Here is a 25,241-nt window from a genome sequence, read left to right on the forward strand (position 1 = left end):
GAAGAAATTAAGCAGCATTAGGTTGCTTAATTCCTTTTTAATTGTTAAAGTGAATAAGAAATAAAAAATAATAGAAAATATAAGGAGTATCATGATTGAATTAGGAATTAGTACATTTGGAGAAACAACAGAAATTGAAGGGAAAGGTATTACTCCAACACATGATGAACGAATTCGTGAATTAGTAGAGGAAATGAAATTAGCTGATGAAGTAGGTTTGGATATTTATGCAATTGGTGAGCATCATCGAAAAGATTTTGCAGTTTCTGCATCAGAAATTATATTAGCGGCAGGAGCAGCAGTTACTAAAAATATTCGACTAAGTTCTGCGGTAACTGTATTGTCATCTGCTGATCCAATACGAGTCTATCAACAATATGCTACGATTGATGCCATTTCAAATGGACGAAGTGAAATAATGGTAGGACGTGGTTCTTTTACAGAATCATTCCCATTGTTTGGTTATAGTTTATCCAACTATGAAGAATTATTTGATGAAAAATTGGAGATGCTTGAAAAAATTAAGGAAGAAGAAATATTAGATTGGCAAGGGAAGTTGACTCAAACAGTTAATCATAAAGGAGTGTATCCACGTGCTGTCCAAGAAGATTTTCCAATATGGGTAGCAACTGGTGGAAATGCTGAATCTACCGTTAAAATTGCACAAAAAGGATTGCCGATTGCATATGCCATTATTGGTGGGAAATATAAAAATTTTAAGGGATTAATTGAGTATTATAGAAAAATAGGAATTTCGTCTGGACATTCGAAAAAACAATTAAAAGTTGCATCTCATTCTTGGGGATTTGTTGCTGAAACGGATGAAGAAGCAATTCAAAAATATTTTCATCCTACGAAACAAGTCGTTGATGCGATTTCAAAAGATCGTCCATTTTGGCAACCATTAACTTTTGAACAATATTTATCAAGTGTTAGTCCAGAAGGAGCAATGCTAGTTGGTAGTCCTGATACAGTAGCTAAAAAATTAATTAAAATGATTGAAGTGTTGAAACTAGACCGTTTTATGTTACATTTACCATTAGGGTCTATGCAACATGAAGATGTTTTAAAAGCGATTGAATTATTTGGACGTGAGGTAGCACCAAAAGTACGAGCGTATTTTGAAAACAAATAAATCATATAGGAAGTATTTATTAAGATCATTTAAGAGATAAGGATGTTTAGCGAATATCTTTAGATAAATGATTTTGTCATTGCATGACTGTTTTCCAAAGAGTATAATGAAGGAAATGTGTTAATAGGGGTGTTCATATGAAGAAAGATAAAATCTTTCAATTAGTGTTTACAGCAATTTTAATTTCAATTATTATTTTACAAAGTTTTATTCCATTTTTAGGGAATTTACCATTATTAGTCATTGATATTACGATTATTCATATTACAGTAATTATTGGCGCTTGTATAATGGGATGGCAAATGGGACTATTATTAGGGACAGTTTGGGGTGTATGTTCATTTATTCGAGCATTTACTTCAGGCAGTGCTATTAGTTTATTAGTCTTTACGAATCCATTAATTTCAATTGTGCCTCGTGCACTAGTTGGATTACTATCAGGACTACTTTTCGTAGCCTTACAAAAAGTTATTTCATCTAGTCATTTGAGAATGAGTATTGTAGGAGCTTTCGGAAGCTTATTAAACACAACTTTAGTATTATCGTTGATTTATTTATTAGTTGGAAATCAATATGCAGAAAAATTACAAACAACTCTTGGTCAATTACCAGTCTTATTAATGACCATTGTTGGGACAAATGGTGTTCCGGAAGCTATTGCTTCTGCTATTATTGTACCTGTTGTTGGTGGAGTTCTTTTAAAATTAATGGAAAAACGGAGAATGAAGAATGCTTAATCAAAAGAAAGTAGCTGTGTATGTTACAGGAGGAATTGCAGCATATAAAGCTCTTTTATTTGTAAGATTATTAATAAAAGAAGGTGCACAAGTAAAAGTAGCAATGACTCAATCAGCTTGTCAATTTGTTTCACCTTTGACATTTCAAGTTTTAACAAAAGAAAAAGTTATGGTGGATACATTTGACGAAAATGATCCATCTGTTGTTCAACATATTCATTTTGCAGACTGGACGGAATTGGCAATTGTCATTCCAGCTACAGCTAATACAATTGCAAAGATGGCAAATGGAATTGCTGATAATTTTGTGACAAGTGCATTACTTGCAACAACAGCTCCTAAAGTGCTTGTTCCTGCTATGAATGAACATATGTGGGAAAATCCGGCTACTCTAAGAAATTGTGTTCAATTACAAAAAGATGGTGTTATTATGATAGAACCATCAGAGGGATTTTTAGCAGAAGGATATTCAGGGAAAGGAAGATTACCCGAACCTGAGGAAGTTCTTCAACAAATCAAAGAATTAAATTTGTTTGATCAAGAAGAACAGCCATTGTTAGGAAAAAAAGTATTAATCACAGCCGGTGGAACAAAAGAAAGAATTGATCCGGTTCGCTATATTTCGAATGATTCTTCTGGGAAAATGGGGTATGCTTTGGCAGATGATGCCATCAAAAAAGGAGCAGAAGTCGTTTTAATTTCTGCGACAACTACCTTACCTGTTCCTAATGGAGTGAAAATTGAGTATGTGGAATCTGCAAGAGAAATGCAAGAAAAAGTGTTGAATCATTTTTCATCAGTAGACATTGCCATTATGGTAGCTGCAGTATCGGATTATCGAGTAAAAGAACCTGCTACTCAAAAAATGAAAAAAACAGATGATGAAGATGAAATTACTTTAACTCTAGTCAAAAATCCAGATATTTTAAAACAATTAGGAAGTTTGAAAAAAGAGGGGCAAACGGTTATCGGATTTGCAGCAGAAACGCATCAAGTAATAGAATTTGCAAAACAAAAATTAGTAAAGAAAAATGCAGACTTTATTATTGCGAATGATGTTTCAGATCAATCAATTGGTTTTGGAGCTGATATGCACCAAGTAACTATTCTATCAAAAACAGGGGAAGAAATTTTATTACCGAAAGTTTCTAAACAGTTATTAGCAAAAGAAATTTGGAATCATTTAGTTCCAAATTTATAAATACGAACTAGATTAGACTTTTCAAAAGTAGTGAACGATGTTGTTAGAACTACTCTGAAAAGCCTTTTTTTGTTTCTTCAAAGAAAAATGAAGGAAGATTGCCAAAAAATATAAAGAAAATCTCAGAAAACTTCCCTTGTTTTATTAAAAAACTGTGGGAAAGCTATTCCAGTGGTCGAATTTGTGCTATAATGATGAAGGTTTATTAGGCATGAGAGGAGTAGATATGAAAACAGAACATCAAATGCCAGAGTTTATGAAAAATCATTATACGTTAAAAGCTATGGAAGTATTACAAAAGAAAAAAGCGACGTTGTTTTTCAAACGTCTTTTTGACATCTGTTTGTCATTAATTCTTTTAGTACTATTATCACCAGTATTTTTAGTTTTGGCAATTTGTATTAAGCTAGAAGATGGTGGACCTATCTTTTATCGACAGCAAAGAATTACAACATTTGGAAGAGTATTTAAAATTTTTAAATTCCGTACTATGGTAATGGATGCTGATAAAATGGGACCATTAGTAACTCAAGATAATGATTCAAGAATTACAAAAATCGGGAAAAAGATTAGAAGTTTCCGTTTAGATGAAGTACCACAATTGATTAATGTGTTAATTGGAGATATGAGTTTTGTAGGAACTCGTCCTGAAGTACAAAAATACGTAGATGCCTATTCTGAAGAAATGTTGGTTACATTATTGTTACCAGCAGGAATTACTTCAAAATCAAGTATTGAGTTTAGAAATGAAGCAGATAAAATTTCTAAATGGATGGAGAAGGGATTAACAGCTGATGAAGCTTATATCCAAAAAATCCTTCCAGAAAAAATGCAATATAATATCGATTATATTGATGAAGTAAGTGTTGCTCAAGATATAAAAGTAATGCTTCAAACTGTATTTGCTGTTTTAAGATAGTAAATAAACATTCGGAGGTTAAAAGACATGATTAGAAATATACCATTTTCACCACCAGATATTAGCAATAGAGAAATTGAATTAGTAACAGAAGTGCTTAAATCAGGTTGGCTTACAACTGGACCAAAAACAAAAGAGTTTGAAAGACAATTAGCAGCATATTTAGGAACGGATAAAACAGTTTGTTTAAATTCAGCAACAGCTGCATTGGAATTAGCTTTACGAGTATTAGGAATTGGTGAAGGAGACGAAGTCATCGTTCCTGCATATACTTATACAGCTTCATGTAGTGTAATCGAACATGTTGGAGCAACTCCAGTATTAGTAGATATTCAAGAAAACCACTATGAAATGAATTATGATTTATTAGAACAAGCGATAACGCCAGCAACTAAAGTCATTATTCCAGTTGAATTAGGTGGAGTTCCTTGCGATTATACTCGTATTTTTGAAGTAGTAGAAAAGAAAAAAGATTTATTTTCAGCAAATAATGCCTTGCAAGCTCACTTTAATCGAATCATTGTAGTTTCAGATTCAGCTCATGCGATGGGAACAACGATTAATGGCTTATCAGTTGCTCAAGTGGCTGACTTTGCTTCTTATTCATTCCATGCAGTTAAAAATTTAACAACTGCTGAAGGTGGTTGTATTACTTGGAATCCTAAGAACGGACTAGATGATGAAGAAATTTATCGTGCTTTCCAAATTTATTCCTTACATGGACAAACAAAAGATGCCTTAGCGAAGACAAAACCAGGTTCATGGGAATATGATATTGAAATTCCAGGTTATAAGTGCAACATGGCAGATATTATGGCTGCTATTGGTTTAGCTCAATTAGAGCGTTATGAAGGAATTTTAAATCGTAGAAAAGAAATCGTAAACCAATTAGATGCTGGGTTAAAATCTGAACTTATCCAAGTGTTACCTCATCAAACAGATTATTATGAATCTTCAAGACATTTATATATTACAAGAGTAAATGGAGCTTCTTACGAACAAAGAGGTTTGATTATTGAAAAAATGGCAGAGCGTGGTATTTCATGTAATGTGCACTATAAACCATTACCATTATTAACAGCCTATAAAAATTTAGGATTCGATATTAAAGATTATCCTCAAGCTTATCGTTATTTTGAAAATGAAGTGACCTTACCATTACACACTTTACTAACGGACGAAGATATTCAATATATTGTTCAAAATTATAAAGAAGTCGTTCATGAAGTATTAAATGCTTGATAGAGTAAGGAGAAGTGTAGATGAATAATCGATTAAAAATATTATTACTATTTGTATTAGACTCGATCATCGTACTAGGTTCTGTATTTTTAAGTTTTAGACTAGTAACAGAAGGGTTAATTCGTAATATTCATGCCTTAACTGTTACAGCATTATTATCTTTAGCAGCATATTATGTATTTTCCTATTTCTTAAATTTATATTGGAGAGATTGGGAATATGCGAGTGTTTATGAAGTTATTACAGTTGTAAAATGTGTCAGTGCTGCGGTCATTGTTTCAACCATTGCAGGAATTGTTTGGTTTAAAACATTAGTAACATGGCAATTTGTAGTAGTGTTATGGCTATTACTTGTCTGTGCAGTAGGTGGCGTTCGTCTGTCAATGCGTATTTTCAGAGAATACTTTGTAGATAGTGTTGTTATGGAAAATGCGAAACCAACTTTAATTGTTGGGGCAGGAGCCGCAGGAACATTATTAGTACGTCAAATGTTAATGCATCCAAAAATGAGAATGATGCCAGTAGCCTTTGTTGATGATGATCCAGAAAAACAAAGAAAAGATATTTATGGTGTTCGTATTTTAGGAACAACAAAAGATATTGAAAAAATTGTTCAACATATGGGAATAACTAAAGTTGTTATTGCGATGCCTTCGTTACCAAATAAAAAATTAAACGAAGTGTATGATATTGCTCGTAAAACTGGAGCAGAATGTGTAATCCTTCCAAATATTGATGAAGTCATGTCAGGAAACCTACATGTACAACAATTGAGAAATGTTGAAATTGAAGATTTATTGGGACGTGATCCAGTTGAATTGGATCAAACGTTAATTGAAAAACAATTACGTGGAAAACGAATTTTAGTAACTGGAGCTGGTGGCTCAATCGGTTCTGAAATTTGTCGCCAAGTTTCTTCATTCCGTCCAAAAGAATTAATTATTTTAGGACATGGAGAAAATAGTATTTATCAATTAAATATGGAATTACTTGGAAAATATGCAGAACATTTTAGAATTACTCCTGTAATTGCAGATGTTCAAGATAGAAAACGTATTTTTGAAGTGATGGAAAAATATCGTCCAGATGTTGTGTATCATGCTGCAGCACATAAACATGTGCCTTTAATGGAAATTAATCCAAGAGAAGCGGTGAAAAATAATATTTTAGGAACTCGTAATGTTGCTGAAGCTGCGAATCATGCTAAAGTAAAAACTTTTGTAATGATTTCAACGGATAAAGCCGTTAATCCACCAAATATTATGGGAGCAACCAAACGTTTATGTGAAATGATTGTTCAAGATATGGCAACGAAGAGCGATTCAACGAAATATGTAGCAGTTCGTTTCGGAAATGTTTTAGGATCAAGAGGTTCTGTTATTCCATTATTTAAGAAACAAATTGCTAAAGGTGGTCCAATTACAGTAACTCACCCAGATATCGTTCGTTACTTTATGACGATTCCAGAAGCTGCACAATTAGTTATTCAAGCTGGTTCTCTAGCACGTGGAGGAGAAATTTTCGTGTTAGATATGGGTAAACCAGTTCGTATTGTGGATTTAGCGAAAAATCTAATCCGTTTATCAGGGTACAGTGAAGATGATATTGAAATTAAATTTACTGGTTTACGTCCTGGTGAAAAAATGTATGAAGAGTTATTGAATGAGGGAGAAATTAATCCAAAACAAATTTTCCCTAAAATTCATATTGGAATTGCAGACAATTCAAAAATTGACCGTGTATATGACTTTATTGAAAAATTCGAAAATTATTCAGAACAAGAATTACACGATGAATTGATTGATATTGCGAATAAAAAGAAATAAAATAGAGAAGGCTGGATAATGCTCCAGCCTTCTTTTCATAAACACAGATTAAGGAGAAATTATGTTAGTTTCAGTATCAATTAGCGCTTATAACGAAGAAAATTATTTACCAGCAATCTTTGAAAGTTTAGTTCATCAAACATATCCTCATAAACAAATTGAAATTGTTTTAATTAATGCGATGTCAACAGATGGTACAAGAATATTAATGAATGAGTTTCAAGAAAATTATCAACATGAATTTTATGCGATTAAGATTTTTGATAATCCTAAGAAAACATTGAATACAGGTTTAAATTTAGGGTTTAAACATTCCGATGGAGATTGTTATTTAAAAATCGATGCGCATTCACATATTCCAGAAAATTTTATTGAAAGTAATGTGGCAGTTATCCAAACCGGAGAACGAGTTTGCGGTGGAAGAAGACCAACGATTGTTGAAACTAATGATGAATTAGCGAAGACATTACATATCGTTGAAGAATCTGCATTAGGTAGTAGCATCGCTAATTATCGTAAAGGTGATCAGAGTCGTTATGTCGATTCTGTATTCCAAGGAATGTATCATAAAGATGTCATAGATAAAGTTGGATATTTTGACGAAAAGTTAGTTCGTACAGAAGATAATGAGTTTCATAATCGTATTCGTAAAAATGGATTTAAAATTTGGTATGATACTTCGATTGAATCATTTCAATATATTCGACCAACGTACTCAAAAATGTTAAAACAAAAATATGGAAATGGTTATTGGATTGGGTTAACAAGCCATGTTTGTCGTGAATGTTTATCTTTATTCCATTTTGTGCCTGGGATTTTTGTAAGTACATTATTAGCAACGATTTTAGTTGCAGGTATTTCGGCATTACCATTCTTTTTATTAGTGAGTGTTTATTTATTAGCGATTATTGGATTATCTATTTTCGAAATTTCAACACATCCATTTCATATCACTCGATTATTGATTCCTGCTATGATGATTTCTGTACATTTTTCTTATGGAATCGGAACAATCCGTGGGTGGATTGAAGGATTTTGGTGGAAGAAAACGTATAATTCAATTAATGAAGAGTAAAATTGTTAAAAAGTGGTAAATCTCTCCTCATGATGTAGAGAAATTATGGTATAATAAATTGATTATAGATAAAAGTGAGGTTGAAAAGTTTGAGTAGAGTTGAAAATCATATTCATAAGAAAATTTTAAAAAATAAAAGAAAAAAATGGACGATATTTTTTATCGTTTTAGCGGCAACTTTAATAACAGTATCAGGAGCTTATATTCGTGCTCGATTAGCAAAAGTAGAAAATGCGATTCATCAAGAAGTAGAAACGGTGAATTTGCGTGAAAAAGAAATTACAGATAACGATAGTTTTTCAGTTCTATTATTAGGAATTGATAATGGAGCTTATGGACGTGGAACAGAAGTCGGTCGTAGCGATACAATGTTAGTTGTAACAGTAAATGAAAAGTTAGGTAAAACAACAATTGTAAGTATTCCACGGGACTCTTACACTGAAATTGTCGGTTATGGAACAAACGATAAAATTAACCATGCCTATGCATTTGGACAAGAGAAAATGTCGATTAATAGTGTTCAAAATATGTTAAATATTCCAATTGATTATTATGTAACAGTGGATATGGGCGGATTAATGGGCTTAGTCGATGCCGTAGGTGGATTGGATATTACACCAGTATTAACATTTACTTATGAAGGTGAATCTTTTACAGAAGGTGTTGATCGTCATGTAGATGGTGAAGCAGCGTTAAGATATGCCAGAATGCGTTATGATGATCCAGAAGGAGATATGGGACGTCAAAAACGTCAACAATATGTCATTCAAAAATTAGTAGAAAAATTATTGAATATTACATCAGTAACTCGTTATGAAGAAATTTTAAAAACGTTAGAAAATTCAGTTCGTACGAATTTTACTCTTGATAAATTATTATCTGTAAAAAATAATTATCCGAAAGCTTTAAAGAATTTTGAAAGTGATAAAATTAGTGGTTCGGGTACAATGATTGGTGGTATTTATTATTTTGTAGTACCAGAAGATGAAAGATTACGTATTTCTAATCTTTTACGTGAAAACTTAGAACTACAAAAAGTGGATTCTCTAAAACATATTGAAACAAATGAGACACAAATTGTTCCAGAAGTGGAAAATCATCAACCAACAAATTCATCATTCTACCAAGAAGAAATTGCAGATGAATATGTTGAACCTGCAACTGTCCCTCAAGTAGAAAGTAATCAACCTGTAGCTCCAGCAACACCTGTTGCCCCAACTACAGTAACTACTACAACCGTAATCAATACTCAGAAAAATGATGATCAAAAGGTTGAAACATCAAAAGGTACTCAACCTGCCCAACCAATTCAACCAACGACTGTTGCCCCTACGAAACCAGAAACTAGTTCTGTAGAACTTGCACCAGTGCCAAGTAATACAACGATTGAACCAAAACCGGCTGCAACAGAAACAAATAATAAAAATAATCAATAACCAATATTACAAAGGAAATTTGAGGAAAGAAAATGGTAGAACATCATGATTTTGGTCTTCGCTCTAAAAGAAGACAAAAGAAGAAAAAAGGAAAACTTTTATTTATATTTATTTTAATAACAGCATTGTTAGTAGGCACTTCAATCGTTTTTGCTGATAAATTAAATTTATTTCACCAAACAATTAGTACGATTACTCAAGATGTTGGGAATAGAACAGAAGAAGAAGCACAAGAAATTATTGAAAATGCAAAACCTATTAATGTTTTATTATTGGGAATTGATAATGGGGCATATGGACGTTCAACTGAAGATGGACGTAGTGACACAATGCTGTTATTAACTGCCAATCCAAGTGAGAAAAAAGCACAGTTATTGAGTATTCCACGTGATACTTATACTGAAATTGTTGGAATGAATTACTATGACAAAATTAACCATGCCTACGCATTTGGACAAGCCAAAATGGCGATTAATTCTGTAGAAAAATTATTCGATACTTCGATTGATTTTTATATGGAAATTAATATGTCAGGATTAATGGAATTTGTCGATGCAGTTGGTGGAATTGAAGTAACTAGTCCTTTAACCTTTACATATGAAGGGCGTTCTTTTGAAGAAGGCAAAAAGGAATTATTAGATGGCGAAAGTGCATTACGTTTTGCTAGAATGCGTTATGATGATCCTGAAGGGGATTACGGTCGTCAAAAACGTCAAAGAATTGTTATTGAACAATTAGTGAAAAAAATGATGTCCTTTAATTCGATTACGAATTTTGAAAAAATTATGAATGCTGTAAGTAAAAATGTTAAAACAGATATACCAATTGGGAAAATTATGGCTTTGAAAAACACGTATGGACCTTCATTTGACCATTTAGAACAAGCATTTATTGAAGAACGTTCATTATTATTAACGAATTCAATAGGAGAACAAATTTATTATTCTTATGCTACAGATGAAGAATTATTAGAAAAATCTAATTTAATCCGTGAATATTTAGGTCAAAAACCTGTTAAAACTTATCCATTATTACAACAAAGAGAAAACTTATTTTATTTAACTACACCATAGAAAGAAGGAAATCAAATGATTTACGCTGGAATACTTGCTGGTGGAACGGGAACTCGTATGGGAATTCAAGATATGCCTAAACAGTTTTTAACATTGGGTCAAAAACCAATTATTATGCATACCGTTGAGAAATTCTTGTTTGTCCCAGAAATTGATATTGTTTATGTAGCGGTTCATCCTAATTGGATGACTTACTTTGAAGATTTGCTCCATAAATATGTTCCAACACAAAAAGAAAGAATTCGTGTTGTTTCAGGTGGAAAAGATAGAAATGATAGTATTATGAATATTATTCATGATATTCAAGAAAAATCTGCTGAATCGACAGATGACATTTTAATTACTCATGATGCAGTTCGTCCATTTGTATCTTATCGTATGATTCAAGAAAATATTGCTGCTATGAAAGAATATGATGTAGCAGATACAGTCGTTCTTGCAAATGATACCATTGTGGAGTCAGTGAACGGAAAAGTGATTTCTTCCATTCCGAATCGTACACATATGTATCAAGGACAAACGCCGCAAACTTTCAAAATTCGCGCATTTGTAGATATTTACGAATCAATGGAAGAAGAAGTAAAACAAATTTTAACAGATGCTTGTAAAGTGTTTGTATTAAATAATACTCCTGTTGGATTAGTTCAAGGGGAATATTCAAATATTAAAATTACTACAGTAACGGATTTAAAAATTGCTGAAGCGATGTTGGGAGAGATCTAAGTGATTAATCGAGTTTATCAATTGATTCGTCCGCATTATTTTTCTGTGAAATATGAAGACGTTGAAATGGAGCAAGAAGATACAGTAGTTGTTAGACCAAATTATATTGCATTATGCCATGCAGACCAACGTTATTTCCAAGGAACACGACCACCGAAAATTTTGCAAAAGAAATTGCCAATGGCATTAATTCATGAATGTTGTGGTATCGTTGTAAGTGATGCTTCCGGAACTTATAAACCTGGAGATAAAGTTGTCATGATTCCAAACCAACCTCCAAAAGAATTTGAAGAGGGAACAGAGTTTTATGAAAACTATGTAACAGGTGGTTATTTCCGTTCAAGTGGCCATGATGGGTTTATGAGAGAATTTGTCACAATTCCTAAAAATCGTGTGGTAAAATATGAAACAATTCCATCAAAAGTTGCTGCGATTACAGAATTTGTATCTGTTGGGATTCATGGTATTACAAGAATGAAACAAGTAGCACATTCAAGAAGAGACCGTATTGTGGTATGGGGCTCAGGAAGTCTAGCCTATGTTGTTGCAACATTAGCAAAAGAAAAATTCCCTAACTCAACGATTATTGTAGTTGGAAAAAATCATGATAAATTACGTTTATTCTCATTTGCAGATGAAGTGTATGATGTGAGTGAAATTGAAGAAGATTTTACATTTGATCATGCTTTTGAATGTGTAGGAGGAACTGGAACACAAGAAGCTTATCGAGATATAATTAAACATATTAGACCCCAAGGTACAGTTATTATGATGGGAGTAAGCGAGTTTGAAGTTCCATTAAATACACGTGATATATTAGAAAAAGGTTTAACTTGGGTGGGTAGTTCACGTTCAGGACGTGATGATTTTGAAGGAGCCGTTGAAATGATGGAACGCCCTCAAGTACATTCAAGATTGAATTTAATTATTCATGAATCAAATAAAATTCAAGATATCCAAGACATTTATCATTTCTTTGAAGAAGATACTGTTACACCATTTAAGACAGTTGCAAAATGGGATATTTAATAATGAGGTGAAATCATGGAACCACTTCAAGCGAAGTGTTTAGAGATGGCAGAGTATTTCGTTCAATTTTGTAAGGAAAATGATTTACTTTGCTACTTATGTGGTGGAGGAGCAATTGGGACTCTACGACATAAAGGATTTATTCCTTGGGATGATGACTTAGATTTATTTATGCCAAGAAAAGATTATGAAAAATTAGCACAACTATGGCCACAAAAGGCAGATAGTCGTTATCAACTTTCAAAAAGTAATGAAAATTATATCGACCGTAATTTATTTATTACAATAAGAGATACACAAACAACATGTATCAAACCTTATCAACAAGATTTGGATATTCCACATGGATTAGCCTTAGATGTACTTCCATTGGATTATTATCCAGCTAATGGGCTATCACGAAAAAAACAAGTGATAGCTGCTTTAGTCTATTCACTATTTTGTGCGCAAACTATTCCAGAAAAACATGGTGGAATTATGAAGTGGGGAAGTCAAGCTTTATTAGCACTTGTTCCATCTAAAAAATTGCGTTATAAAATATGGAAAAAAGCAGAAGCTGAAATGACGAAATATACAAAAGAAGAAAGTGATGGAATTACTGAACTATGTTCTGGTCCATACTATATGAAGAAGAAGTATCCTATTTCTAGTTTTGAGGATGCATTGTGGCTTCCTTTTGAAGAAACAGAATTACCAATTCCAGTTGGGTATGATGCTTATTTAAAAACAGCTTTTGGAGATTATATGACACCACCTCCTGTAGAAAAACAGGTTGCTCATCATGATGCGGTACTCATTGATTTAGAAAAGAGCTATACGCATTATAAAGGTGAATATTATGGGAAATAAGAAAAAAGTACTTTTCTTTTTATGGTCGTTTTCCTTAGGAGGAGGAGCTGAAAAAATTTTATCAACAATTGTATCTAATTTAGACTTATCTAAGTATCAAATTGATATTTTAGAAATGGAACATTTTGATAAAGGATATGAAGCTGTTCCTGAAGGAGTACGAATTTTAAAACCGTATAAAAAGAAAAGTTATGGACGAGTGATAGATTCCATTTTATGGCGTTTAAGAATTTATTTTCCATATTTAGTGAGAAAATGGTTAGTCAAAGATGATTATGATATTGAAGTTTCTTTTACTATTATGAATCCCGCTTTTCCTTTTTCTAAGAGAAAAGAAGTGAAAAAAATTGCTTGGATACATGGAAGTATTGAAGCCTTTTTGAAAGAAGAACAAGCTCATTATCGTAACAATCACTTTGAACAATTAAGTCGTGCAGATAAGATTATTGCCATTTCTAAAAAAACAAGGGAATCGATTGAAACAGTATATCCAATGTTTCAAAATAAAATTCAAACGATTTATAATGGCTACGATTTTACGGCACTTTTGGAAAAATCAGAAGAAATTCCCCCAGTTACATTAGAAAAAAATAGCATTTGCGTGATTGGACGTTTGGAAGATTTAAAAGGTACAGATCGTGTGTTGGAAGTCTTTAACAAATTACAAAATGAAGTGAATGACGTTCACTTATACTATATTGGCAGTGGAGAACAGGAGAGCTTCTTAAAAGGAGAAGTAGAACGTCTTCGTTTACAGAATAAAGTTCATTTCTTAGGATATCAGAAAAATCCTTATTCCATTTTAAAGCAAGCTAAAGTTTTATGTTCTTTATCAAAGCAAGAAGGATTTTCAGGAGCAGTTGTGGAGGCTGTGACATTAGGAATTCCTTTTGTATCCACAAATGTTGGTGGAGCTTTAGAATTATCGAATGATGGTCAATTTGGAGAAGTGATTGATACCAATCAAGAAGCCATTGATGCCCTAAAAAAATATATTACTGGAGAAAAAAGAATTTCTGAACATTATTCAGAATTTATCCAACAATTTACAATTGAAAAACAACTGCAACAAATAGAGGAGTTATTTCAGTCATCAAAAGAAGAAAGGAGTTAGATAGATGCCGGATTCTTTAAGAAAACTTCATGCAGTACTTACAACTTTCTGTTATGGATTAGCGATTGTTTTTTATTTGACTTATTTAAACAATAATCATTTAGAAACATTATTATATACAGTTGTAATGGTTTTTATTGCACATACATTATTTTGTTTTCATAATTTAAAATATCAATTAATTCATATCTTGTTTTATATGACGATTTTTGTCTTTTTATTTTCAAGACCTTTTATTGATTATTTAAGAATTGGAAGTTTTGAAACGTATCAACAAGATGCTTATGTATTTACTTTTAATATTATTCTAGTATCCTTACTAGGATTATGGTTAGGTGGAATGATAGGCGTAAGATATTTTAGTCGTAAAAAGGAAAAAATAGTAGATGAATCTTCGTACGCGCGTTTGATTTTACAAGTTAGAAGAGTTTCATTAACGGTATTCCTATTTACATATCCATTTTATGTATTAAGATTAGTGGAACGTTTAATCTTTAGATTACAGACAACTTATTATGGTTATTATGCAAATTTTACAAGTAAGTTACCGTACTTTACTTATTTATTATCAGCATTTATGTTCTATGCATTATGTGTGTATTTAGCGACTAAACCTTCTAAAAAAGTATCGATATTTATGTTAGGTTTATATGTTGCTGCAAATACGATTCATTTAGTCATTGGAACAAGAAATCCATTTATTTTAAGTTTATTATTTGCCTTTGTATATTTCTTCATGCGTCACTATTCTGATAAAAAAGAAGTTTGGCTTGGGCGTAGAGAAAAAATTGCTCTAGGAATAGGAACTCCTATCTTAATGCTTGCCATGGGAGCTATGAACTATGTTCGTGATGGAGCAAAATTAAAATTCGATAGTATTTTTGCTTTATTAGTTGATTTTATTTATAAACAAGGAACTAGTTTTGGAGTTTTAGCGAGAGGTTATCTCTATCAAAGTAGTTTACCAATTCGAGAAATGAGAAACTTTACATTTGGACCAATTATCGATTATTTTTATCGCGGTAGTATTGGAATGAATTTATTAGGAACAAAAGCTTTTAAATCGACAACGAATAGTATTGAATTAGCATTAGAAAGTAATAGTTACGCTCACAATATTTCGTATCTTGTATTAAAAAAACAATATCTAGATGGACATGGTATTGGGAGTAGTTATATGATGGAAATTTATACGGACTACGGATTTATTGGCTTACTGATAGCAAGTGCTATTTTAGGATTTATTCTAATAGCTTTACTCCATTCAGCCTATCGTAAAAATATACTTGGATTTACGGTATCATTATTAGTCCTTGGAAATCTATTTTTTATGTCGAGAAGCAGTTTCTCAGAAAGTTTCTTTAGTTTATTTACAATGCAATTTTGGACTGTCGTCATTGTCATATTCTTAATGTCCTATTCAATGAAGAAACCAATTTATCATACAACATTAGCAAAGGATGGTTATATACATGTTTGAAAATTATTCATTAGCTGATTTATTAGCTAATTTAAAGAAAAAGAAAAAGTGGAATGCTATTGCAGTATTCATTTTATTTATTTTAATGGCTGTACCGATGAGTTATAAAGCTATTACGTCAAAATCAGTCGTAAAAAATAATACAAGTTATTCAAGTTATATTATTTATAAAATTAATGCACCAGAAAAAGAATTTAAAACAGAATCAAATACGAAGAATGATCAATTTAGTTTCTTTTATTCTAAACTAATTAGTTCTAATATGAATGGTGCATATTTATTTAATGATTCAACCGATCAAGAAGTTGCAACATTTGCAGGAGAAATTGCAAGTAATGCCACTCAATTAAGAAATTCAGATGTTGATTTCTGGGAAAAGAAAATTATTGTCACTTCATTAGGGGACTACACAGGGGTTTCTGTAAAAGCATTAACAACAAGTCCAACTTTAAATCAGTTAATTGAGAAAAAAGTGGATGCTTTAATGAATAGTTATAAAGATGTTTTTAAAGATGTAAAAATCAGCAAGTTAGAAACAGTTAACTCTCAAGAAGTGGGCGGAAGTGAAACAACTATTTCAAACTTCAATGTAAAACAATTAGTTTTAAGAATTATCGTTGTTTTTGTATTTGCTGGATTTTTGGTTATTTTTATTAATTTTGCATGGTACTTATTTAACCCAACAATGAATCGTGCTGGTGATTTCAAAAAATACGATATTCAACAAGTATTTGAAATTGAAAATGCTGAAGTGTTACGTCAATTAATTCGTTATAAAAAAGAAACTCATGGAGAGTTTGCAGTTGTGACTTCAAGTAAAGCAATTGCAAAACAATGGGAGAATAAAATTCAAGATGTAATGATTGAATATGTAGAAGCTTCTAATTTCGAAAGAATTTGTCAATTTGATGCTTACTTATTTGTAGAAGAATTTGGTAAGACTCGCTATGTTGATTTTGAAAAGAAATTACAAGAATTACATAATTTTGATAAGACAATTCTTGGTGTAGCAGTATTTCCACTATAATAAAAAATCTCGTCAGTTATTCTGGCGAGATTTTTTGTTTTCATTTCATATACATTTCATAAACGCTCTCTATAATAAGTTACAGATAAGAAATGAGAGAGGAGTTATTCCTTTGATAAAAAATGCAGCACTTTATATTTTTAGAAAAAGAAAGAAAAGTCTGATACTAATCACTATATTTAGTGTTATTTTATCTTGTATATTTGCTTGTATGAGGTTATTATCTACGACTTCTATAGTACAACAACAATTAAAACAAACGACAACTTCTTCGTTTGAATTTAGAAAAAAAGATGGAACAAGTTTTTCATTTAAACAAGTAGAAGAGATAAAGAAAGTTGCAGATAATGAGTCTTTAGAAAAACATTATCAAACCATTGCTAAGTTAGAAAATCACTCAGTGGTGACTGGGGAAGAAAAAATTCAGCGAGATGATATTGATGAAGAAATGAAAAATGTTGTTTCGCTCAATTCTAGTAGCCAAGTGAATCGAGAAAAACTATTCTCAAGTGGAGTTTTCTCATTAATAAAGGGAAAAATGATAGATACAACGGATGTTTATAAAATCATGATTCATGAAGAATTAGCTTCTAAAAATCAATTAAATCTTGGAGATACGATAACCCTTGATGTCATTCAACAAGAAACTGGTGAGAAGAAAAAAGTAGACTATGAAATTGTTGGAATTTTTTCTGGGAAAAAGCAAGAAACTTATACAGGATTAACTTCTGATTTTAGTGAAAATACAGTGTTTACAGATTATCAATCCATTCATCAACTCTTCTCAAGTGAATCAGGGGAAGTTGTGACAGGATTAAATATCTATGCTTCATCAAGTGAAGAATTACTAAAAATGAAACAAGCAATAGAAGCTTTACCATTCAATTGGGAAGAGTTTGTAATCGAGGATCAAAAGCAAGATTTCGATGATATTTTAGAAAGTATTACTGGACTTCAAAATATGGTTCAGTGGATGACAGTAGGGATATTAATTGCTGGAGCAGTTGTTTTATCTCTAATGCTAATGTTAAGTGTCCGAGAAAGAATTTATGAGATTGGTATTTTATTATCGATTGGAATTCATAAAGCTTGGATTATTGGAAAATTCTTTGTTGAATTATTCTTATTGACAATTCCATCTATTTTTGTTTCGCTTGCATTAGGGCCTATGATGGTTCAACAATTAATGAATGGATTTATATCGATGGAACAGGAACAATCTCCTTTAGGAAACTTTATTTCAAAAGGAGCACAACAGGGAGTAATAACCGTATTTAGTCAAAGTTATGCATTATTAACATTAGTGATTGTATTCTCACTTGCTGTAACATTAGGAATCTTTTTAATGAAAAAACCAAAAGAAATATTATCAAAAATGAGTTAGGAGAATGAAGATGAGTGTATTATCAATGAATAAAGTCAGTTATCAATATAAGGAAGCACGTCAAAATGTGTTATCACAAATTGATCAAGAATTTGAAGCAGGAAAATTTTACGCAATTATTGGAAAATCAGGTTCTGGGAAATCAACATTATTATCCTTATTAGCAGCATTAGATAATCCAACAAGTGGAAAGATTTTATTTGAAGGAGAAGATATTCAAGAAAAAGGTGATAGCTATCATCGTAAACATCATATTTCTTTAGTATTCCAAAATTATAATTTAATTGATTATTTAACGCCTTTAGAAAATATTCGCTTAGTCAATCCTGCAGCTACAAAAGAAATTTTATTACAATTAGGATTAGAAGAAAGTCATGTGAATCGTAATGTTTTAAAATTATCAGGAGGACAACAACAAAGGGTTGCGATTGCTCGTGCGTTGGTTTCAGAGGCTCCAATTATTTTAGCGGATGAACCAACAGGAAATTTAGATGAACATACAGCTGGAGAAATTATTGATGTGCTTAAAGCATTAGCGAAAGAAAGACAAAAATGTGTCATTGTTGTAACACATAGTAAAGAAGTAGCAAATGCTGCAGATACGATATTAGAATTGCGTGAAACAAAACTTCACGAAGTGAAATAAGTAAAGGGAGATAGAATAGGATGAAAAATGCATTTGCTTATATTTCAAGAAAAATCTTTAAATCATTCGTATTATTTGCCGTTGTACTATCTATGGCGACATTAAGTATGATTGGATTGTCCATGAAAGATGCAACGAATCAAGCTTCAAAAGAAGTATTTAAAAATATTACAAATAGTTTTTCAATGGAAATTAATCGTCGTGTGAATCAAGGAACACCTCGTGGTGGAGGAAACATTAAAGGAGAAGATATTAAAAAAATCTCTGAATCTTCAAATATCGAAGGAACTGTTAAACGTATTAATAGTGTAGCTGATTTAGCAGATTACGATATTATTGAAACAAAAGAAACTCAAGGAGTGTTAACACCCGATCGTATTAAGAAATTTAAACGTGCTGTTATGTTAACAGGGGTTAATGATTCTGCGAAGGAAAATAAATTTGTTTCTGGCGCCTATCAATTGGTAGAAGGAAGTCCATTAGTAGAATCAGATAAACATAAAATTTTAATGCATAAAGATTTAGCTGAAAAAAATCACTTAAAAGTAGGCGATAAAATTACATTAAAATCAAATATTTATGATGCTGATAATGAAAAAGGTGCTAATGAAACGGTAGAAGTAGAAATTAAAGGTCTGTTTGATGGTCATAATAAAACGAGAGTTACAGCAGCACAAGAATTATATGAAAATACTTTAGTAACCGATATTCATACAGCTGCTAAAGTATATGGAAATACAGAAGATACAGCAGTGTATCAAGATGCGACATTCTTTGTAAAAGGAAATAAAAATCTTGATACAGTCATTAAAGATTTAGGGAAATTAGCGATTAATTGGAAATCTTATAATTTAGTAAAAAGTTCTTCTAACTTCCCAGCCCTACAACAATCAATTTCTGGGATGTATGCTATCGCAAATAAATTATTTATTGGATCTATTGCATTTGCAGGAATTACAGTAGCATTATTACTTTTCTTATGGATGAATGCTCGTCAAAGAGAAATTGGGGTTCTATTATCGATTGGCTTATCGAAAATGGAAATATTTGGACAATTTGTATGGGAGTTATTGTTCATTAGTTTACCAGCCTTTATCGGTGCAACAGGAGTTGCTATTTTGACAGGAAAAACAGTTGGAAATCAATTACTTGCAAGTGTTACTTCAAGTATTGCAAAACAAATGGGCAAACAAGCAGCCTCAACGGGTTTAGGTGGCGGAGCTGAAGTAGATGGCTTTAATAAGACATTAACTTCGTTAGAAATGGTGATTCAACCAACAAATGTACTATATGTAGTTGGATTTATGATTGTGGTATTAGGGATTGCATTAACGATTGCCAGTGTGAAAACATTTAGTAAAAATCCCAAAGAATTATTAATGGATGTTGAATAAGGGGTCAAATTTTGGGAGAAGATAATAAACCTCTAGAAAAAATGAAATAGATGGATAAAGTGGGCAGACAAAGAACACAACAAGATTCTAAGTCTGCTCATTTTTTATGAAATGACAAGGACAGAAATAAGAAAATCATTTATAATAAGAATGAGAGGGGATGAAGCTGTGAGAATTTTAATGGTCGAAGATGAAGCACCGATTCGTGAAGGAGTCTGTGATTATTTAAGTGAATGTAATTATGAAATGATTGCTGCAAGTGATGGACAAGAAGCGATGGAATTATTTGATTTAAATGAAGTGCATTTAGTGCTATTAGATATTCAATTGCCGAAAAAGAATGGATTAGAAGTGCTAGAGTATATACGCAGAAAAAGTTCAATCCCTGCATTAATGCTAACCGCTTTTAGCGATGAAGAATACCAATTAAAAGCTTTTAGTCAATTAGCAGATGGCTATATTGAAAAGCCATTTTCCTTACCTGTTTTAAAAGCAAGAATCGATGCTTTAATGAAACGATATTATCCGGACACAGAAGTGTTTACTTATCAAAATACGAGTGTGAATTTCTCTAGTTATACAGCAACTCTTTCTGGTGAAAAAGTAGATATGAATGCTAAAGAAATTGAAATTTTAAAATGTTTAGTCGATCATGAAGGGCAAGCATTAAGTAGACAACAAATTATTGATCAAGTTTGGAAAGAAACAGACGAAATTCCTTTTGATCGAGTGATTGATGTCTATATGAAGGAATTACGTAAAAAATTAGCATTGGATTGTATTATTACAATTCGTAATGTGGGATATAAATTGGAGAGACTATGAAATCATTAAAAATATTTCCAAAAATTTTAGCGACGACTTTTTTTATTTTAAGTATGTTAGTTATTGGCATTCATATTTCGATTTATTTTATTTTTCCTAAGACTTATCTTGAAACGAAACAACAGGAACTAAGTATAAAAGCAGACCAAATTTCGTCCAATTTAAACTTAAAAGAAGAAAGTCAAATTATGGATTTTGTGAACCTGTATTCGAAAGGAAATGATATTACCTTGATGGCAGGAGCTGAAACAGGCGCTAATGAATTTGAAATTAGTCAAGGGATACCAGCTGATTTTTCAAGTTATACCAATTCTTTAGTCATTGAAGAACGACAAATTCAAACAAAAACTGGAGAAAATTTAAACTTACAATTTATTACAACGACTGATTTACAAAAGGAAGCTATTTCCTTAAGTTGGAAATTTTTACCATATACTTTGTTAGTATCCTTCGTAATGTCACTGATGATAGCTTGGATTTATGCGAGAATTATAACGAAACAAGTCCAACAGATGAAAAAGACAATGAGAAGAATGAAGGAATTGGATCGTCATGCTTTGTTAGAAGTTCAGTCGACCGATGAGATTGGTGAATTAAAATCACAAATTAATCAATTGTATATTAATTTATTACAAGTGATTGATAATGTAGAAGAAAAGAATGAAATGATTCTTCAATTAGAAAAAATCAAATACGAATTTTTCCGTGGACGTTCTCATGATTTAAAAACACCTTTAGCAAGTTTAAAAATTATTTTAGAAAATATGAAATATCATGTTGGAAAATATAAAAATCGTGATTATTATATCGATGAATGTATTCAAATTGTCGATGGACTGACCGTTAAAGTAGTTGAATTATTAAGAGAATCTAAGGAAGCTCTAGGAGAAAAAGCAAAATGGATTTCACTAGAAGAAGAAATTCAAAAAGTTACTCAGGATCATCATTGGATTGCGATGAAGAGAAATTTAACCATTCATAGTCATATTGTTTCAAAGCAATTATTAATCGGACAGGAAGCTTTTAAAATGGTACTCTCCAATATTTTTAGTAATGCGTATCAATATGCTAAAAAAGGTTCTGTCATTCGAATCGTTTCGGATGAAAATTGTTTCATGATTCAAAATGAAGTGAATGATGCCATAGAAGAAATGAATGATCTATTAGAAGAAAATCAAAAGAAAACAGGGATTGGTTTATTAGTCGTTCAAAATTTATTAGAGCATTATGGGTTTACGTATCATATAGAAAAGGATACAAAACTTGTTACGGTAACAATAGAGTTCCCCCAAAATGAAAAATAGAAATAGAAGTACATTTTCAAATATCAGGGAGTGTACTTCTTTTTTATGAGAATAGTTGCGTTTCCCTAAAAGAGTTAGTAAACTAATTTTATGAGAAAAGTAGGTGAGAGAATGAAAATGAGTTATGCAGTAGTGGATTTAGAAACAACGGGTCCTAAATTTGAAGAAGGTGGAAGAATTTTTCAATTTGGCTGTACGATTATTGAACAAGGAGAAATTGTTACTCAAGTAGATTTGTATATAAATCCAGAGACAACGATTCCTTATGAGATTCAACAATTAACAGGAGTTGATAAGAAAGAAGTGAAGCAAGCACCGTATTTTGATGAAATTGCCTCAACTATTTTTCAATTATTAGAAGGAAAAACATTTGTAGCTCATAATATTAGTTTTGATTATTCCTACTTAGTAGAAAGTTTTAGAGAATTAGCAGGAATTGAATGGAGTGCTCCCTGTGTGGATACTGTTCAATTAGCGCAAATTTGTTATCCAACCATTGAGAGTTATCGACTGCAAGATTTAACGCAATTATTAGAGATTCCACATCAACAAATTCATTCAGCAGGAAGCGATGCGTATGCAACTGCTCAATTATTTTTGAACTGTTTAGAGGAATTAGAACAATTACCCGTTCCTACTTTACAGCAAATGTCATTATTTGCGGATAGTTTAATGGCTGAAACAGGTCAAGTGATTCATGACTGTTATCAAAACACTTCAGTATCTCAAAAAGAAAAAGAATTTATTTTTATAGAGGGATTTGCATTGAATCCTATTGTTGAAAAAGATGAAGATAATGAACAGACACAAAAATGGAATGCATTGGAACTTTATCATCAATTAGTGAAGAAAAAGGTCATTGAATATCAACCCTTACAAGTTCAATTAATTGAATTTATGTTAGAAAGATTGAATTTTGGTCATTCTATTAATTGGGTAGAAGCGGAACCTGGACTTGGAAAAACGTTGGCGTATTTACTAGTCTCTTTACAAGTACAGTCACAAAATCATCCAATATGGATTGCCACTTCGACGATTTTACTACAACAGCAATTAGTAGAGCAGGAAATCAAACCGTTGGAAGAACTATTAGGAATCTCACTTCCAATCGCAACTGTCAAAGGTCAAGAGCATTATCTTTCATTGTCAGGACTAGCTGAAGTGTTAGAAAAATATGAACAATATCAAAATCAGAAAAGTGCTTTAACAGTCATTGGATTATTAAAATGGCTAGCACATACAACTTCAGGAGATTTATCCGAATGTAATTCGTTATTTTACCATCGTGAAATATGGGAGAAAATTACTAGAAAAGAAAGACAATTCTCTAAAATGGATTTCTATCGTAGAGCGATACGACATGCGAGAAAGGCTAAAATGGTAATTACTAACCAAGCATTTTTAGTCCAATATTTAAAACAGGCTCCTCAAAGAGACCATTTTGATAAACCAATTGTGATCATGGATGAAGTACAACAATTGGAGCAAGTTTTAGAAAGCCAAGAACAAAAATTATTGGAATTTGATGCATTATGGCAACTACAAATGGAGTGGAACGAATATCATTTAGAAAGTTATTTAGAAATGTCGAGTACACAAGAACATCAATCCAGACAAATCAATCGTCGATTGCTTGAGATTTGTGACTTATATGAAGAATGGATGCAAATGATTCGAAAAGAAAGTTATCCTACTTCAGTGATATTGCTATCTGCAGAAGAATGGGAGAAGAGTATCCATCATCAAACATTAGCAGCGGTAAAAGCAGCATGTATTGAGCTATTAAAACTAACATTTGATTTTAAAGGCAATGATGAACTGGTTCAAAAAACTCATGCTTGTTTACAAAAAATTGTACAAGAAATAGTTCTTTTATTAAAACAAGAAGAGGGATATGTAGCCGTTTCTTATGTGTTGAAAAAAGGGCAATATAGTTTACAACTAGAAAGTATGAAATCTGCATTAAAAATGTGGAGAGAAATATATGGATATATCCATCAATTTATAGGTATTTCTGCAACTATTCCAATTTTCACGCCACTATTTCATTTAATCGTAAAACAAGAAGATGGATTATTTTTACCAAAAACGTATCAAAATTTCGAACACTCGGTATTTATACCGACAGATTTACCGACTCCTTCCATCATTGTGACACCTGAAAGAGTGGAATTATTAGCGAGACAATTACTAGATATTTATCAAAGAAAACAAGGAAGATGTCTAGTATTGGTTCATTCCATCGAAATGCTAGAGGAATTGGAGCAAGTGTTATTAGAACATCCAGATATTCCGTTATTAGTCCAACGAACGAATCAGTCGAGCAGAAAGGTTCAGAGGAAATTTCAACAACAAGAATCTGTCTTATTATTAGGCGTGTATAGTTTTTGGGAGGGCTTTGATAGTGGAGAGGTATCCATTGATCAATTAATTATTCCAAAATTACCTTTCCCAAATCCAACACAATTACAGCAAAGAGTCATTGCTGAGGAAATGAAATTACAAAATCGTCATTATTTCCAAGATTATGCTTTGGAAAAAATGTTACAACAATTTTATCAAGGATTAGGAAGAATGAATCGTCCGCATCAAGAAAAAGCAGAAATATGGATTTTAGATACACGTTCTATCAATTCTCCTTATGCGAATCGAGTGATGCAATGTATTCCAAATCGAGCAAATATTTATTCTCAAACTTTTAGAAAATTAATTCAAAAAACAATGAAAGAATAGAAAAATCAAAAAACGGCAGTCGTGAGGACTGTCGTTTTTATTATGTGACTTTCAGTCCGTCACGCTCCGTAGGTGCGTGACAAATAAAC

21 protein-coding genes are annotated in these 25,241 nt (G+C 31.8%); all 21 read left to right on the forward strand.

Features of this window, described 5'->3' with window-relative positions:
- Positions 1-91: 91 nt before the first annotated feature.
- The gene (locus RWL86_RS04610; protein WP_314077393.1) at positions 92-1,135 is read left to right on the forward strand and encodes an LLM class flavin-dependent oxidoreductase; all 1,044 of its coding nucleotides are present in this window, start codon (positions 92-94) and stop codon (positions 1,133-1,135) included.
- Between the two features lie 137 nt (positions 1,136-1,272).
- A complete protein-coding gene (locus tag RWL86_RS04615) occupies positions 1,273-1,872 on the forward strand; it encodes an ECF transporter S component (RefSeq protein WP_314077394.1) in 600 nt (199 codons plus the stop codon).
- The gene (gene coaBC, locus RWL86_RS04620; RefSeq protein WP_314077395.1) at positions 1,865-3,073 is read left to right on the forward strand and encodes a bifunctional phosphopantothenoylcysteine decarboxylase/phosphopantothenate--cysteine ligase CoaBC; all 1,209 of its coding nucleotides are present in this window, start codon (positions 1,865-1,867) and stop codon (positions 3,071-3,073) included. The genes RWL86_RS04615 and coaBC overlap by 8 nt, the downstream gene beginning before the upstream one ends.
- A gap of 226 nt (positions 3,074-3,299) precedes the next feature.
- Positions 3,300-3,992 carry a sugar transferase gene (locus RWL86_RS04625; RefSeq protein WP_314077396.1) on the forward strand — a complete coding sequence of 231 codons (693 nt, stop codon included), beginning with the start codon at positions 3,300-3,302 and terminating at the stop codon, positions 3,990-3,992.
- 27 nt (positions 3,993-4,019) lie between these two features.
- Positions 4,020-5,234 carry a DegT/DnrJ/EryC1/StrS family aminotransferase gene (locus RWL86_RS04630; protein WP_314077397.1) on the forward strand — a complete coding sequence of 405 codons (1,215 nt, stop codon included), beginning with the start codon at positions 4,020-4,022 and terminating at the stop codon, positions 5,232-5,234.
- A gap of 20 nt (positions 5,235-5,254) precedes the next feature.
- On the forward strand, positions 5,255-7,060 hold the full coding sequence (locus RWL86_RS04635; protein WP_314077398.1) for a nucleoside-diphosphate sugar epimerase/dehydratase: 1,806 nt from the start codon (positions 5,255-5,257) through the stop codon (positions 7,058-7,060).
- Between the two features lie 61 nt (positions 7,061-7,121).
- Positions 7,122-8,135 (forward strand): glycosyltransferase family 2 protein, encoded by a 1,014-nt coding sequence (locus RWL86_RS04640; RefSeq protein ID WP_314077399.1) that lies wholly within the window; start codon positions 7,122-7,124, stop codon positions 8,133-8,135.
- An 89-nt stretch (positions 8,136-8,224) separates the two neighbouring features.
- Positions 8,225-9,571 (forward strand): LCP family protein, encoded by a 1,347-nt coding sequence (locus RWL86_RS04645; RefSeq protein WP_314077400.1) that lies wholly within the window; start codon positions 8,225-8,227, stop codon positions 9,569-9,571.
- A 32-nt stretch (positions 9,572-9,603) separates the two neighbouring features.
- Positions 9,604-10,644: an LCP family protein gene (locus RWL86_RS04650; protein ID WP_314077401.1), complete on the forward strand. Its 1,041-nt coding sequence runs from the start codon at positions 9,604-9,606 to the stop codon at positions 10,642-10,644.
- Positions 10,645-10,659: 15 nt separating this feature from the next.
- A complete protein-coding gene (locus RWL86_RS04655) occupies positions 10,660-11,367 on the forward strand; it encodes a 2-C-methyl-D-erythritol 4-phosphate cytidylyltransferase (protein ID WP_314077402.1) in 708 nt (235 codons plus the stop codon).
- Positions 11,368-12,396 (forward strand): alcohol dehydrogenase catalytic domain-containing protein, encoded by a 1,029-nt coding sequence (locus tag RWL86_RS04660; RefSeq protein WP_314077403.1) that lies wholly within the window; start codon positions 11,368-11,370, stop codon positions 12,394-12,396.
- 15 nt (positions 12,397-12,411) lie between these two features.
- Entirely contained in the window at positions 12,412-13,245 is an 834-nt protein-coding gene (locus RWL86_RS04665; RefSeq protein WP_314077404.1) for a phosphorylcholine transferase LicD, read from the forward strand.
- On the forward strand, positions 13,235-14,359 hold the full coding sequence (locus RWL86_RS04670) for a glycosyltransferase (protein ID WP_314077405.1): 1,125 nt from the start codon (positions 13,235-13,237) through the stop codon (positions 14,357-14,359). Before RWL86_RS04665 ends, RWL86_RS04670 begins: the two co-directional genes overlap by 11 nt.
- A gap of 4 nt (positions 14,360-14,363) precedes the next feature.
- The gene (locus RWL86_RS04675; RefSeq protein WP_314077406.1) at positions 14,364-15,839 is read left to right on the forward strand and encodes an O-antigen polysaccharide polymerase Wzy family protein; all 1,476 of its coding nucleotides are present in this window, start codon (positions 14,364-14,366) and stop codon (positions 15,837-15,839) included.
- Positions 15,832-16,866, forward strand: a complete 1,035-nt coding sequence (locus tag RWL86_RS04680) for a prephenate dehydratase (RefSeq protein WP_314077407.1) — start codon at positions 15,832-15,834, stop codon at positions 16,864-16,866. Before RWL86_RS04675 ends, RWL86_RS04680 begins: the two co-directional genes overlap by 8 nt.
- Before the next feature lie 112 nt (positions 16,867-16,978).
- Positions 16,979-18,250 (forward strand): ABC transporter permease, encoded by a 1,272-nt coding sequence (locus tag RWL86_RS04685; RefSeq protein ID WP_314077408.1) that lies wholly within the window; start codon positions 16,979-16,981, stop codon positions 18,248-18,250.
- A 10-nt stretch (positions 18,251-18,260) separates the two neighbouring features.
- The gene (locus RWL86_RS04690; protein WP_314077409.1) at positions 18,261-18,896 is read left to right on the forward strand and encodes an ABC transporter ATP-binding protein; all 636 of its coding nucleotides are present in this window, start codon (positions 18,261-18,263) and stop codon (positions 18,894-18,896) included.
- A gap of 20 nt (positions 18,897-18,916) precedes the next feature.
- The gene (locus tag RWL86_RS04695; protein WP_314077410.1) at positions 18,917-20,290 is read left to right on the forward strand and encodes an FtsX-like permease family protein; all 1,374 of its coding nucleotides are present in this window, start codon (positions 18,917-18,919) and stop codon (positions 20,288-20,290) included.
- Positions 20,291-20,458: 168 nt separating this feature from the next.
- Complete coding sequence (locus tag RWL86_RS04700) at positions 20,459-21,115, forward strand: response regulator transcription factor (protein ID WP_314077411.1); 657 nt, start codon at positions 20,459-20,461, stop codon at positions 21,113-21,115.
- Positions 21,112-22,419, forward strand: a complete 1,308-nt coding sequence (locus RWL86_RS04705) for a HAMP domain-containing sensor histidine kinase (RefSeq protein WP_314077412.1) — start codon at positions 21,112-21,114, stop codon at positions 22,417-22,419. Before RWL86_RS04700 ends, RWL86_RS04705 begins: the two co-directional genes overlap by 4 nt.
- Positions 22,420-22,530: 111 nt before the next feature.
- Positions 22,531-25,152 carry a helicase C-terminal domain-containing protein gene (locus tag RWL86_RS04710; RefSeq protein WP_314077413.1) on the forward strand — a complete coding sequence of 874 codons (2,622 nt, stop codon included), beginning with the start codon at positions 22,531-22,533 and terminating at the stop codon, positions 25,150-25,152.
- Positions 25,153-25,241: the final 89 nt, after the last annotated feature.

The organism is uncultured Granulicatella sp., from assembly GCF_963515095.1.
GTDB lineage: Bacteria > Bacillota > Bacilli > Lactobacillales > Aerococcaceae > Granulicatella.